Annotated in this window: 11 protein-coding genes and 1 riboswitch; of the genes, 1 reads left to right on the plus strand and 10 read right to left on the minus strand. The window is 43.1% G+C overall.

Going from position 1 to position 13708, the window contains the following annotated elements; all coding sequences use genetic code 11:
• Positions 1 to 3 precede the first annotated feature (3 nt).
• The 9 genes from FJR71_RS04870 to FJR71_RS04910 form a co-directional block, all read right to left on the minus strand.
• Entirely contained in the window at positions 4 to 873 is an 870-nt protein-coding gene (locus FJR71_RS04870) for a branched-chain amino acid ABC transporter permease (RefSeq protein WP_009731472.1), read from the minus strand.
• An 81-nt stretch (positions 874 to 954) separates the two neighbouring features.
• Entirely contained in the window at positions 955 to 2112 is a 1158-nt protein-coding gene (locus FJR71_RS04875) for an ABC transporter substrate-binding protein (RefSeq protein ID WP_006595827.1), read from the minus strand.
• 92 nt (positions 2113 to 2204) lie between these two features.
• Positions 2205 to 2489, minus strand: a complete 285-nt coding sequence (locus tag FJR71_RS04880) for a DUF2129 domain-containing protein (RefSeq protein WP_048689712.1) — start codon at positions 2487 to 2489, stop codon at positions 2205 to 2207.
• Between the two features lie 131 nt (positions 2490 to 2620).
• The gene (locus FJR71_RS04885; protein WP_023024046.1) at positions 2621 to 3211 is read right to left on the minus strand and encodes an ATP-dependent Clp protease proteolytic subunit; all 591 of its coding nucleotides are present in this window, start codon (positions 3209 to 3211) and stop codon (positions 2621 to 2623) included.
• 162 nt (positions 3212 to 3373) lie between these two features.
• Complete coding sequence (gene upp / locus FJR71_RS04890) at positions 3374 to 4003, minus strand: uracil phosphoribosyltransferase (RefSeq protein WP_048689715.1); 630 nt, start codon at positions 4001 to 4003, stop codon at positions 3374 to 3376.
• Between the two features lie 100 nt (positions 4004 to 4103).
• Positions 4104 to 6764, minus strand: coding sequence for a magnesium-translocating P-type ATPase (gene mgtA, locus FJR71_RS04895; protein WP_048689717.1), 2661 nt, complete (start codon positions 6762 to 6764; stop codon positions 4104 to 4106).
• Between the two features lie 224 nt (positions 6765 to 6988).
• Positions 6989 to 7143, minus strand: a riboswitch (M-box (ykoK) riboswitch).
• Positions 7144 to 7184: 41 nt separating this feature from the next.
• On the minus strand, positions 7185 to 8354 hold the full coding sequence (locus FJR71_RS04900; protein WP_048689720.1) for a MalY/PatB family protein: 1170 nt from the start codon (positions 8352 to 8354) through the stop codon (positions 7185 to 7187).
• A 9-nt stretch (positions 8355 to 8363) separates the two neighbouring features.
• On the minus strand, positions 8364 to 9458 hold the full coding sequence (locus tag FJR71_RS04905; protein WP_048689723.1) for a cystathionine gamma-synthase: 1095 nt from the start codon (positions 9456 to 9458) through the stop codon (positions 8364 to 8366).
• A gap of 139 nt (positions 9459 to 9597) precedes the next feature.
• The gene (locus FJR71_RS04910) at positions 9598 to 11226 is read right to left on the minus strand and encodes a putative polysaccharide biosynthesis protein (protein WP_140814234.1); all 1629 of its coding nucleotides are present in this window, start codon (positions 11224 to 11226) and stop codon (positions 9598 to 9600) included.
• An 86-nt stretch (positions 11227 to 11312) separates the two neighbouring features.
• On the opposite strand from FJR71_RS04910, the gene FJR71_RS04915 reads away from it, so the two are divergent.
• Positions 11313 to 12758: a UDP-N-acetylmuramoyl-L-alanyl-D-glutamate--L-lysine ligase gene (locus tag FJR71_RS04915; RefSeq protein ID WP_140814235.1), complete on the plus strand. Its 1446-nt coding sequence runs from the start codon at positions 11313 to 11315 to the stop codon at positions 12756 to 12758.
• A 38-nt stretch (positions 12759 to 12796) separates the two neighbouring features.
• On the opposite strand, the gene FJR71_RS04920 is transcribed toward FJR71_RS04915, so the two are convergent.
• Complete coding sequence (locus tag FJR71_RS04920; RefSeq protein ID WP_140814236.1) at positions 12797 to 13447, minus strand: DUF1803 domain-containing protein; 651 nt, start codon at positions 13445 to 13447, stop codon at positions 12797 to 12799.
• Positions 13448 to 13708: the final 261 nt, after the last annotated feature.

The following is a 13708-nucleotide window of genomic DNA, read 5'->3' on the forward strand; positions in this document are numbered from 1 at the left end:
GGCTTACACCTTCTCTTTCACATTTTTACCGAGGATACCTGCTGGACGGATGAGCAAGATCACAATCAAGATGGCATACACAATAGCATCACGGAAGTCTGAAAGACCAATCGCTGTAGCGAAAGTTTCCAATAAACCGATGACAAAGCCACCTAGGGCCGCGCCTGGAATGATTCCGATTCCTCCAAGAACGGCTGCGACAAAGGCTTTGATCCCTGGTGTCATCCCCATCAAAGGTTCGATTGAGTTGTAATACAAACCGATCAAAACCCCACCAGCACCCGCTAAGGCTGATCCCAAAGCAAAGGTAAAGCTGATGGTCCGGTTTACGTTAATCCCCATCAATTGAGCGGCATCGCTATCAACAGAAACGGCACGCATGGCTTTCCCCATCTTTGTCTTTTGGATAATAAATTGAAGAGCGACCATCAAGAAAATAGACACTCCTAAAATCATCAACTGAATGTTAGAGATCGAAATGGGACCAAAATTGTAACGAACAGTTTCAATGACTTGCGGGAAGGAACGGGTATTGGCCCCTACAAAGAAGACCATCCCATATTCAAGCAAGAAGGAAACCCCGATGGCTGTGATCAAGGCTGCAATCCGAGTCGAATGACGAAGCGGACGATAAGCCAGATATTCAATCACAACCCCTAAAATAGCTGTCCCGACCATAGCTAGAAGCAAGGCTACAAAGAAGTTAACTTTCAATGAGTTCAATAAGAAATACCCCATAAAGGCACCTACCATGTAGATATCCCCATGGGCAAAGTTGATCAATTTGATAATTCCATACACCATAGTATAACCAAGGGCTAAGAGTGCATAGACACTTCCCAAGATTAGACCGTTCACTAATTGCTGGAGCATTTGAACCATCCTTTCTAATAATAAAGAGCGAGGCCAGGAATTTTCATTCTCCCAGCCTCTTGTACAAACAACAAATGATAATTAAGGTTTAACCGACTCAACTGACTCAACTTTACCATCTTTTAAGCCAATCATAAGTGCAGATTTAACCGGATTATGGTCTTTGTCAATAGACATTGTACCAGTAACACCTTCCAAGTCTTTCAACTTCGCAAGGTTGTCTTTCAATTCGACAGAGTTCTTAGCACCTTTAGATGCTTCTGCAACCATGTAAACTGAATCATACGCCAAAGCTGCAAACATTGAAGGTTCTTCGTTGTATTTTGCTTTATAAGCTTCTACGAATTTTTTGGCTTTATCAGTCATTTCACCTTCAGTAGAGAATCCAGCTACGTAGTAGATGTCTGTAGCTGCAGCAGGTGTTGCTTGTTCAACGAATTTAGCATCGCTAAATCCATCACCACCAATGATTGGTTGTTTGATTCCCATACCACGTGCTTGGTTTACGATTTTACCAGTTTCAGTGTAGTACCCTGGAAGGACAATCGCATCGAAGTCTTTGTCTTTGATTTTTGTAAGAGCAGCTTGGAAGTCTGTATCCTTAGATTGGAAAGTTTCTGTTGCTACGATTTCACCTTTATAAGATTTCTTAAAGGCTTCAGCAATCCCTTTAGCATAGTCAGATGAATTATCGTAGTATAGAACAACTTTCTTCGCTTTCAAGTTATCCGTTGTATATTTAGCAATGATTTGTCCTTGGAAGCTATCGATGAAGGTTGCACGGAAAAGGTAATCTTGACCTTTTGTCAAATTATCTTGTGTTGCAGATGGTGTTACCAATGGAACACCTGCTTTACCAGCATTCGCAACAGCTGCGGCAGTGGCACCTGAAGTAGCAGGCCCTACAAGAGCGTTCACTTTTGATTGAGTGACAAGGTTTGTAGTGATTGTAGCTGCTTCAGCTGTTTCAGATTTGTTATCTTTGTCTGTGACAACAATCTTCTTACCATCAGCTCCACCATTAGCATTGATTTCATCAACGGCTAATTGAGCACCTTTTTGTTCAGCACTACCATATGCTGCTACTTCACCAGTTTTTTCAAAGTTAAAACCGATTTTTAGTTCTTTGCCGATTTCGTTACCAGTTGTGTTTGAACCTGAAGTTGAAACTTCACCACAGGCCGCAAGAAGAGCGACACTTGCAATTGTTAAAAATGAAAGAGCAAATTTTTTCTTCATTTGTAATAATCTCCTTAAATAATCTTAAAATAAATACATATTAAGAATATACCGAATTATCTGACAATTGTCAATATAAAAAACGCAATCCTTTAAATGATTGCGTTTTCTACTTGTGTTTCATCCTGTTGACGATGCAAACTTCCTACAAAATCACGATCCAATTCTTGAATATGGCAAATTTGAACCTTCTTTACAAAGCGTTCTTTTTTTAATTGCTGCATAATTTCAAGAACTTGAGGACTATCGACATAGACCTGGACATAGCGCATTTTTTTGGAATGATAGATCACATCCCCAATTTCCTGTAATTTCTTTGCATCTCGATTATAATACAATTTTACAATTAAGCCTGTTCTAGCTTGCTTCTCAAACATACACAATCCCTTTCTGCTTCTGTTACAAGTATAGCAAATTTCAGGTAAAAATACTATCTTTTTCTAGAAAGTAAAGAATGTCTTAAAAAAACCTCTCCTGTCAAAGGAGAGGGCTGGATGGTTAAGATTTCTTATCCGAGATTGTTGTTAGCCATGATTTCATCGATGAAACCATAAGCTAAGGTTTCTTCTGCAGTCATCCAATTATCCCGTTCTGCATCAGCGTGGATTTTCTTGATGGTTTGACCTGAATTTTCTGCCAAGATTTTTTCCAATCTGTGACGTGTTTTCAAGAGGTGTTCTGCTGCAATGGCCATATCCGTTTGTTGAGTACCGCCACCAGTACCACCCATTGGTTGGTGGATCATGTACTCAGCATTTGGCAACATGAAGCGTTTGCCTTTGGCACCACTTGATGCAATCACAGTCCCCATTGAAGCTGCCATCCCCATGACGATGGTTTGGACGTCTGATTTGATAAAGTTCATGGTATCGACGATTGCCAAACCTGCAGAGACAGAGCCTCCTGGCGTATTGATATACATATAGATATCTTTGGTATTATCTTGGGCATCCAAGAAGAGTAATTGGGCAATAATCGAATTGGCCATTTGGTCTTCTACCGGTCCTGTCACCATGATAATACGGTCTTTTAAGAGGCGTGAGTATATGTCGTATGAGCGTTCGCCACGACTAGTTTGTTCAATTACTACTGGAATCATTCATTCATCTCCTTTTATCCATTATAACCGGCACCATCTCACGAGTTTCATCCGGTTGATTCGAGAGGCTAGCTCTCCTTCCATTCTTTATAAAAGCTATTATATCCCATTGGTCAACAAAGGTCAAATTTTTACTTTCCTAAAGATAGATTGGAAATGTGCTTATTTGGTACCAAACAAACGGTCCCCAGCATCACCTAAACCTGGAACGATATAGCCGTTTTCGTTGAGCCGTTCATCCAAGGCTGCAGCAAAGATTTCGACATCTGGATGAGCTGTTTGAAGAGCTTCCACTCCTTCTGGTGCTGCAACTAAGCAGACAAATTTAATATGGCTTGCACCACGTTTCTTTAATGAATCTACCGCTAGGATTGCAGATCCCCCAGTCGCCAACATTGGGTCTACCACAAAGATTTGACGTTGGTCGATATCTTCTGGCAATTTCACCAAGTATTCAACTGGTTTCAAGGTTTCTTCATCGCGGTACATTCCGATGTGACCAACTTTAGCAGCGGGTACCAAACTCAAGAGTCCGTCTACCATCCCGATCCCTGCACGAAGGATTGGAACAATCGCTAGTTTTTTACCAGCAATCTGTTTTTGAACTGTTTTTGTAATGGGTGTTTCGATTTCTACGTCTTCAAGAGGAAGTTCGCGCAAAACTTCGTATCCCATCAACATAGCAATTTCATCTACTAATTCACGAAAAGCCTTTGTAGAGGTATCAGTCCGACGCAAAATAGACAATTTATGCTGAATCAGTGGATGTTTAATAACTTCAAGTTTTCCCATTGTGGTTCCTTCTTTCTCTATATTCATCTTATTATATCAAAAAGGAAGAAAAAGGCCTACAAATATGCAAACCTTTTCTTTTCTTATTTTAATGTCTATCTTATAGCCACTCTTTGTACTTGCCAATATAATAGTGTTTGACCAGGGTGACACTTGCCATATAAAGGAAAAGGATTCCCGCAAGTAATAGGAAGTAAAGACTATTTAGTGGCGCTACTTTCAACAAGGAAGCCAGTGGGCCATATGGTAGGAAGGTCACAAAGAGGGCGCCCAATAGGGTCGTTGCCATGACTGCAAGGGCTGGCCGACTTTGAACAAAAGGCAATTTTGGAGAGCGGAGCATATAGATGACCATAGTTTGGGACCACATGGACTCGATAAACCAGCCGGTTTGAAAGAGCATGATGAAGAGTCCCGCACTGTCTGCTCCATGGACATAGCCATAGCCTGTAATCATCGGTACGATGATAAAGTAGAGAGCGATAAAGGTCAAGATGTCAAAGACAGAGGAAATAGGACCAAACCAGGCCATAAAGCGGGTAATGGATTTTGCTTCCCAAATCCGAGGTTTCTTCAAGAAGTCCTTATCAACCCGGTCGAAAGGCAAGGCGATACAGGAAAGGTCATAAACCAAGTTCAAAACGATGAGATGGATAGGGGCCATTGGAAGGAAAGGAAGGAAAATACTAGCAAAGAGAAGAGAGAAGATATTTCCGAAATTAGAAGAAACAGTCATCTTGATGTACTTGGTCATGTTGGCATAAACTTTGCGGCCTTCTACCAAGCCTTTTTCGAGGACCATCAAGTCTTTATCCAGAAGGATAACATCTGCTGTTTCTTTGGCAATATCGACAGCTGTATCAACCGAAATCCCCACATCTGCCACTTTCATAGAAGGAGCATCGTTGATCCCATCTCCCATATATCCGACCTTGTGGCCATTTGCTTTGAGTTGCAAGATAATGCGTGCTTTTTGATCTGGAGATAATTTTGCAAAAACGGTGGTGATTTCTACTGCTTGGGCCAAGTCTGAATCAGAGAGACTGTCGATATCGCTACCCAGCAAAATGCGGTCAACATCCAGTCCCACCTTTTCACAAACCGCTTGGGTCACTTTCTCATTATCACCCGTAAGGATTTTAGTAGCAACTCCGTATTCCGCAAGGGTATTGATGGCTGGTGCTGCAGATGGTTTTGGTGGATCTAAGAAGGCTAGGTAGCCCGTCAAGATCATGTCTGCTTCATCTGCCACTTCAAAGGCATAGCCTTCCTCAAGATTTGATTTGTAACTAACCCCTAGCACGCGCAAACCTTGTTCATTCAGTTGAGCTACTTCTGCCAAGACTTCTTCCCTCACTTGGTCTGTTAGGGGGATAATCTTATCCTTGTATTCCACATAGTTAGAGACTGCTAGCATTTCTTCCAGGGCCCCCTTGGTGACCATGCTCACGACTCCCTGCTCATCTTTGACAATGACACTCATCCGCCGGCGTTCAAAGTCAAAAGGCAATTCATCAATTTTTTGGAAGCTTTGGTCCAAGCCTCTGACAATCTCATGTTTCTTAGCTTCTCTTTCTGTCCGACTGATAATAGCGCGGTCCATCAAGTTTTTGAGGCCGGTTTGGAAGTAAGAGTTGAGGTAGGCCCGACGAAGGACGGACAAATCCAAGTCCCCACGAATGTCGAGTGGGTATTCGAGTACAATCTCATCTTGGGTCAAGGTTCCTGTCTTGTCGGTACAGAGGATATCAATAGCGCCTAGATCTTGAATAGCATTGAGCTTTTTGATGACCACCTTTTCTTTGGCCATGATAATGGAACCCTTGGCCAAGCTAGCGGTGATAATCATTGGGAGCATTTCTGGAGTCAAGCCCACCCCTACACTAAGGGCAAAGACCCCTGCTTCCAGCCAGTCCCCATCTGTCAAACCATTGATAAAGAAGACGATGGGTACCATGACCATCATGAGTCGGATCAACAACCAAGAGATGGTGTTCATTTCTCGTTCAAAAGAGGTTGGTTCATCATAAGTATTGATGGTTTGCTCAATCTCTCCCATCATGGTTTCATCCCCAACGACCAAGACCAAGGCTGTTGCTCGACCTGAGATGACGTTGGTCCCCATGAAAGCTAGACTTTCACTCTCCAAAAGACTGTCCAGATTTTGGCCAGTCGCTTTTTTCAAGCAGACTTTTTCGACAGCATCGCTCTCTCCAGTCAAACCAGACTGTTGAACGAAGAAGTCTCGAGAATCTAACAAGACCACATCCGCTGGGATCATGTCGCCTGCACTCAATTTGATCAAGTCTCCCACAACGATCTCATCAATGGGAATTTCTTCTTCTTTGCCTTCTCGAATGACCGTTGCTGTATTGACAATCATGCGAGAAAGGTTGCTAGCAGCCTTGTCACTTCGCAATTCTTGGATAAAGCGAATCCCTCCAGAGAGAAGGACGAGTACGACAATGATGAGAGAGGTCGTTGGATCTTCCTCTCCTGGTTTGGCTAACCAAACATTGGTCACCAGAGAAACAAGGGCAATGAGCAGTAAGATGACCGTGAAGGGATTGATGATGGATTCAACAATCCGTTTCCAGATAGAATTATCTTGCCCCTTTGTGAGGACATTTTCTCCATAGCTATCTCGGTTCTCCTCTACCTGGTCTTCCGTCAAGCCAGACCAGCTAGATTGATAGGTTGCTAAGGTTTTTGTTTCTGCATCTTGTAATGCAGCAATGAGTCTTTCTTTTGTTGTTTGCATTGGAATCTCCTTTTAAATCAGGAGCCAAACGCTTATAGAGTCCCGATGACACAAATCAGCGATTGGCTGGCTATGTGCGGTTCGGGATGATCGTCGATTTGTATCATAGTGCTCTCCTTTTCTACTTGATAGGTTGGGAGGCTTCTTAAGCATAAGAAAAGAGCCCTCCCCTTTTACAGGTAGGACTCATTAAACTCGTCGTTTATTTTTTAATGAAAATTCTCAAAAAATAGACCGTCCAAGCTTTAGCTCCGCAAGGCAATGAAATGAGCTTAGTCTTGACCTTTGCGATCAGGACTGTTGACCAACGAGTAGTGTCTCCACTGCTTTGCGGTAGTCATCCGTATCCTTGTGGTAGCCTCACCTACCGTTATTCCCTTTGAGTATACTCCTCCCCTATAGAAAAGTCAACCCTTAAAATCAACCTTTTTTAGGAAAATTTGTTACGATCCGATCGACAATCTCTTGGACTAGGGTTTTCGGAGCTGCCACATTCAAACGGGCATGTTGCTTCCCTTCTACTCCAAAGTCTGTCCCTTTATTGAGGATGACCTTAGCCTGGTCATGAAGTCTAGCATGGAGTTCTTCCTCTGACAAACCGTAGGCAGAAAAATCAAGCCAGAGTAGATAGGTCCCTTGCGGTTTCATCACACCAATGTCTGTCTGCTCACGCAAAACTTCTATAGTGTAATCGATATTTTCTTCCAAGACTTCCTTTAAGTCCTCTAACCAAGCCTTTCCATTCTGATAGGCGACTTCGGTGGCGATAAAGCCAAGGGCAGAAATCTCATGTTGATTGTTTCGCAACTGCCGAGCTTGGAAGGATTTTCTTAGTGCATCATTTTCGATGATGGCATAGGAATTTTTTGTCCCTGCGATGTTGAAGGTTTTGGTCGCACTCGATAAGACAAGGGTGAAGTCCTTAAAGCTTGGATCTACCGTATTAAAACATACGTGCCGATTTCCAAATAGCACCAAGTCTTGGTGAATTTCATCTGAAACAAGCAAGACCCCATGTTTTTGACAGAGACGACCAATCTTTTCTAGGACTTCTCGTTCCCAGACGCGACCGCCTGGGTTATGAGGATTGCACAGGATGTAGAGCTTGACTTGGTGCTCTTCAAAGTCTTTCTCCAATTGCTCAAAATCAATTTGGAAGAGTCCATCCACTTCTACTAAGGAATTGGTCACTAATTTGCGTTGATTGAGGCGGACGCTACGGGCAAAGGGTGGATAAACTGGCGTATTGATGAGAACAGCCTCGCCTTCCTTAGTGAAAGCCTGAATAGCCGTTGAAATAGACGGAACCACACCTTCCATAAAGACAATGGCTTCCTTCTCAAACACATATCCATGCTCTGACTTTTCCCACTCCTGAACAGCTCGGTAAAGCTCTTCACTAGGATAGGTGTAGCCGTAGACCAATTGATCCGCGTAATCTCGAATGGCTTGTCGAACCGCAGGCAAGGATTCAAAATCCATATCTGCAATCCAAGCAGGAAGAAGTTCTGGATCTTGCTCTGACTCCTTCCACTTGCTAGTATGATGCCCCAAACGATTAGGGACAGTCAAAAATTGTTCTTTTCCCATGATGGACTCCTATCTAGCCAATGCTTGTTCTAAATCCTCAATCAAATCCCGTGCATCTTCAATTCCGATGGAAAGGCGAAGCAAGTCATCCGTTAACCCATAGGAATGACGAACCTCTGCAGGAATATCTGCGTGGGTCTGTGTAGTTGGGTAGGTAATCAAACTCTCCACTCCACCTAAGCTTTCTGCAAAGGTAAAGACTTGCAAGTGGTTCAAAATGGTTGGAATCTTTTCTTGGTGGCTTACTTTAAAGGAAACCATGCCTCCCTTGCCGGTATACAAAACTTCCTTAACGGCTGGATGCCCCTTCAAGAATTCCACTACCTTCTTCGCGTTTTCTGTAGAGCGCTCCATTCGAAGGGCTAAGGTTTTTAACCCACGGATCAATTGGTAGCTGTCAAAAGGAGAGAGAACAGCTCCAGTTGTGTTTAAGTTATAAAAGAGTTGCTCATAGAGACCTTCATCATCAGTCACTACAACACCAGCCAAAACGTCATTATGACCCGCTAGATACTTGGTCGCTGAGTGAAGGACGATATCTGCTCCTTCTTCAATTGGACGTTGGTAGATAGGGCTATAGAAGGTGTTGTCTACAATCACTTTTGCCCCTTTTTCATGAGCGAGTTTAGCTAATTTCTGGATGTCAAACTCCAGCATGAGTGGGTTAGTAGGCGTTTCAATATAGAGAATATCCACCTCTCCCTTCAATCCCTCTACCAATTCTTCTTCAGAATTTGCATAGGTAAAGAAAAAGCGTCCTTCTTGTTCCATTTGGTTAAACCAACGGAAAGAGCCTCCATAAAGATCTCTTACTGCCAAGACCTTACTGCCAACTGGAAAAATACTAAAAGCTAAGACAATGGCAGACATACCTGAGCTCGTCACCAAGGCATGCTCTGCACTCTCAATAGCTGCCAAGGTCTTTTCAGCGTTTACCCGCGTCGGATTCTTGGTACGGATATAGTCAAAACCAGTAGATTGACCAAACTCTGGATGCTGGTAAGTGGTTGAAAAATGAAGCGGAGTAATCAAAGCCCCTGTTGCTGGATCCGACTTGATTCCCGCTTGAGCTAGGATGGTGTTAATATTCTTTTTGTGACTCATACAAACCTCCAATGGACGTAAATTCAATTGTCTCTATTGTATCACTTCTTTAGATGATTCGGTTTTTCCTTTTTCAAGAGCTAGATATAGCTTCAAACTATAATGAAAAAAGAGGTGGGATAGCCCCAACCTCTACTGATTATGAAATATGAAATTTATTTCGAAGACTAGCTGCCTTGCTACCAATGAAGCGATCTAAGAAACGAAGACGAAGACCAAGGCCACCGTATACCACGATTCCAACACCACCAATCAGAGCTACATAAATCATGCTTGTCACTCGACCATTTGGTTTGATGACCAAGCCGAGGATAAAGCCTGCAACTAGGACCACCAAGAGCATGATCAAGGTGAGAATAGCTGTCAATAAGCTCCGTTTAAAGACTGTCTTGCAATTGAAATGAGTCACCTGATGAATTTCCTTGTACATAAGGACAATCGGAATCATGAGACCAATCGTAGTAGAAAGAAGAGGACCATAGGCTTTAAAGACATAAATGAACGGTACTTGGAGAATCAGTTTTACCAATACTCCATAGCCAAAGTAAAGAATTGCCTTCCGATTTTGGAAAAGAGCCTGGATCATTGGAGAGAGAACCGTATACAAACCTAGGATGACCGTTTGTAACATCGCTAGGATAAAGAGTCCCAAAGCCAAGGAATCTGGTTTCCCGTAAAAGACCGTATAGAGAGGCTCAGCAATGGCTACTGCTCCAATCGTCGCCGGAAGCAAGAAGGCTACTAGCATGGTCAAATTATCTTGAACCAGCTTCCCTGCAGCCCGGAAATCACCCTTGACATAGTTCTCTGTAAGAAGAGGGATTCCCACCCCACCGATCGATGTCGCAACTGCAATTAAAATCATGGTAATCTTGTTCGGATTCGCTGAGAAGTAACTGAACTGAACCAAAAGCTCTGAACGAGTGAAGTTGGTGAACCAAGACATGACATTGCTATAGGTCATCTGGTCGATAATTTGGAAGAGTTGAATGGCTGATCCTGTCACAATAAACGGAATCGCTTCACGAATGGTATCCCACAAGAGAGCCTTGGTATCAATCTGGCTATCAGACTCCGGGCGATGAATAATGTGCTGTAGAAGCCCTGTTTTCCAGAGGTAATAGACGAGGACTAGAAGACTCGCTCCCATCCCAATAAAGGCTGCAAAAGTGGACTGGGTCACAGCTTCAACGTAATCACCTGAGCCGACCTTCATAATGAAGTAGGCTGTCAAGAGCATCCAGATAACCCGAATCACTTGCTCAGCAATTTGACTGATAGCATAAGGTTTCAGATTGTTATGCCCTTGGAAGAAGCCACGAATGACACTCATGGAAGGGAAAATCAAGACTGCCCAAGACAAGCTCTGCATGACAGGGATTAGGTCTTTCCCACCTCCTGATAGGTTTGCAAAGACTGGAGAAAGCACATACATGATAATGGCAAAAACCAAGCCCAATAAAGACATGAACTTAAGGAAGCCACGAATCATGGCAAAACTGTGCTCTTCTTGTCCCTTGGTATTGTACTTGGCCACTTGCTTAGCGACTGCTACCGGGACGCCTGCTGTTGAAATCAGCAAAAACCAAGCGTAGATATTGTAGCCCATAGTGAATAGACCGTTTGCCTCTGCTCCATGTTTGCCCATCCAGATATACCAAGGGATGATATAGGCCGCACCTAAGAGACGACTAATGAAATTGCTGGCTGTTAACCAGACTGTACCTCGAAGCATCTGGGCCTGTTGATTACTTGTTTCGTTACTCATATGTTTCCTCTACTTTATAGTCTTCTTTCATTATAAACTTTTCCTTTACACTTGTAAAATAAGGTCTTTCAGTTTAAAATAGGATTATGATAAAGATAGAAACTGTACTAAACATTTTAAAAGAGGATCACAACTTTCGTGAGATCCTACAAGACGGAGAATACCACTATTCAGCAAGTGGTGTTTCTTTTAATCAAATAAGCTACGATAGTCGAAAAGTCAACTCCGAGACCCTCTTTTTTGTCAAGGGGGCAAATTTCAAGAAGGAATTTTTGGAACAAGCGATTGAGCAAGGTCTCCAGTGGTATGTCGCTGAGCAAGACTTTGAGGTCAGCATCCCAGCCATTATCGTTACGGATATCAAACAGGCTATGAGCTTGATTGCCATGGAATTCTACGGCCACCCTGAGCGCCAGCTAAAACTCTTAGCTTTTACAGGGACCAAGGGCAAAACGACTTCTGCCTACTATGCCTACAAGATTCTTGAACAAGGCCATCGTCCAGCCATGCTATCCACTATGAACACAACCTTGGATGGCAAGACCTTCTTCAAATCAACCTTGACAACTCCAGAAAGCATTGATTTGTTTGAAATGATGGCCCAGGCAGTAGCCAATGATCGGACCCACCTGATTATGGAGGTCTCTAGTCAGGCCTATTTAGTCAAACGGGTTTACGGTCTTACTTTTGATGTTGGTGTCTTCCTCAACATCAGCCCTGACCATATTGGACCGATTGAACATCCAACATTCGAGGACTACTTCTACCATAAACGTCTCTTGTTGGAAAATAGCCGTGCTGTTGTCGTTAATAGCGATATGGATCATTTTGAGATTCTTAAGGAGCAAGTCGCTGAGCAAGACCACGACTTTTACGGTAGTCAATCAAGCAACCAAGTCCAGAACTCAAAAGCCTTTAGCTTTTCTGTCACTGGCAAGTTAGCCGGCAACTACGAGACCCAACTGATTGGTCGCTTCAACCAAGAAAATGCTGTAGCTGCAGGTCTTGCCTGCCTTCGTCTAGGAGCGAGTCTCGAAGACATCCAAAAAGGAATTGCCAAGACGCGGGTTCCTGGCCGAATGGAAGTCTTGACTCAAAAGAATGGGGCCAAGGTCTTCATCGACTATGCCCATAATGGTGATAGCTTGAAGAAACTGCTCTCAGTTGTCGAAACCCATCAAACGGGAACCATTTCGCTGGTCCTTGGATCAACCGGTAATAAAGGAGAGAGCCGCCGTAAGGACTTTGGCTTGCTCTTAGAAGACCATCCTGAAATTCAAGTCTTCCTAACAGCGGATGACCCCAACTATGAAGATCCTTTGGCCATCGCTGAAGAGATTAGCAGTTTCATCACGCGACCTGTCGAAAAAATCGCAGATCGCGAACAAGCCATTCAACTGGCCATGGCAACGACCAGCAAGCCTGATGATGCTGTCATTATCGCTGGAAAAGGAGCTGACTGCTACCAAATCGTCAATGGGGTAAAAGAAGAATATCCAGGTGATGCCGCCATCGCTGAACGTTACCTATAATTGAACGAAATAGGGCTAGGAAAATTTCCTAGCCTTTTCTATTGTTTACTAAACATCAGTCTTTCCTTGTCCAAGTCCACTACTAATTCATATTTGCCTTCAGCATTTTTTCGGATATAGCCTAAGACTTCTAAACTATCGACAAAGATGTCTCTGCGCTTTTGCTGGACTTGGTCTTTTTTGAGGAACTTGAGCAAAAAGCTGGTCATATACTTAAGAGCATACTCGGGATTGACATCTCCCAAGATGGCATAGAGTTTCTCTTGATTCTCCGTCAAGGGATATTGGTGAGCCACCTTGTAGAAGTAATTGGAAAGGGTCTGTGCCTTTCGCTCGAAGTCAGTCTCCTCTATGAGAATCGCTGCATTGGTCGTGTTGCGGAGTTCCCTTTGGAAGACCTTGACTTTTAATTCTTGATAAACTGCACTGTCCTCTCGGACAAAGACCTCTTGATCCAGGTCAACAAGATCAGCTGACTCCAAGAAAGGCAGGTTGAGGGTATAGCGCTTATTTTCTCGAAGGATCAAGCCCGCTTTGATATATTCCTCCATCAGCTTATCCACTGGCTGAGCTGGAAATTTGGCCTTGATTTGCCGCAGGATCACATCGTCATGCTGATCCAAATAGTTGATCAAGTCCTTGAAAAATGGCTGACGTGTCAAACGTGTGGGGTTAATGATTGTAATCATGAATAAGTCTCGTTTATGTTTTATCGGTTAGCTCTTATTGTAACATAAAAGTAAGCTTAAGCGTAATCATTGCAAAAGGATAAATTCTTCATTTTATTGTTAATCATAAATGAGCCTAAATAGGGCTATAAAAAATAAGGGTCAAAAAAATTGCTTCGATTTTTGCGGGAGTGAAAACTGGGCAACATACTTTTCCACTTCTCGTATCAATTACATAAAAATAACCAGAGGATTCAACTAACCAGTTGCTGAAAACAAAAA

This window comes from Streptococcus xiaochunlingii, assembly GCF_006385805.1.
GTDB lineage: Bacteria > Bacillota > Bacilli > Lactobacillales > Streptococcaceae > Streptococcus > Streptococcus xiaochunlingii.

Excerpts from the sequence above, each read along its gene's own strand:
- FJR71_RS04920 (WP_140814236.1), bottom strand. The coding sequence starts at position 13,447 with ATGATTACAATCATTAACCCCACACGTTTGACACGTCAGCCATTTTTC.
- FJR71_RS04885 (WP_023024046.1), bottom strand. The coding sequence starts at position 3,211 with ATGATTCCAGTAGTAATTGAACAAACTAGTCGTGGCGAACGCTCATAC.
- upp (WP_048689715.1), bottom strand. The coding sequence starts at position 4,003 with ATGGGAAAACTTGAAGTTATTAAACATCCACTGATTCAGCATAAATTG.
- FJR71_RS04870 (WP_009731472.1), bottom strand. The coding sequence starts at position 873 with ATGCTCCAGCAATTAGTGAACGGTCTAATCTTGGGAAGTGTCTATGCA.
- FJR71_RS04905 (WP_048689723.1), bottom strand. The coding sequence starts at position 9,458 with ATGAGTCACAAAAAGAATATTAACACCATCCTAGCTCAAGCGGGAATC.
- FJR71_RS04880 (WP_048689712.1), bottom strand. The coding sequence starts at position 2,489 with ATGTTTGAGAAGCAAGCTAGAACAGGCTTAATTGTAAAATTGTATTAT.
- FJR71_RS04910 (WP_140814234.1), bottom strand. The coding sequence starts at position 11,226 with ATGAGTAACGAAACAAGTAATCAACAGGCCCAGATGCTTCGAGGTACA.
- mgtA (WP_048689717.1), bottom strand. The coding sequence starts at position 6,764 with ATGCAAACAACAAAAGAAAGACTCATTGCTGCATTACAAGATGCAGAA.
- FJR71_RS04875 (WP_006595827.1), bottom strand. The coding sequence starts at position 2,112 with ATGAAGAAAAAATTTGCTCTTTCATTTTTAACAATTGCAAGTGTCGCT.
- FJR71_RS04915 (WP_140814235.1), top strand. The coding sequence starts at position 11,313 with ATGATAAAGATAGAAACTGTACTAAACATTTTAAAAGAGGATCACAAC.
- FJR71_RS04900 (WP_048689720.1), bottom strand. The coding sequence starts at position 8,354 with ATGGGAAAAGAACAATTTTTGACTGTCCCTAATCGTTTGGGGCATCAT.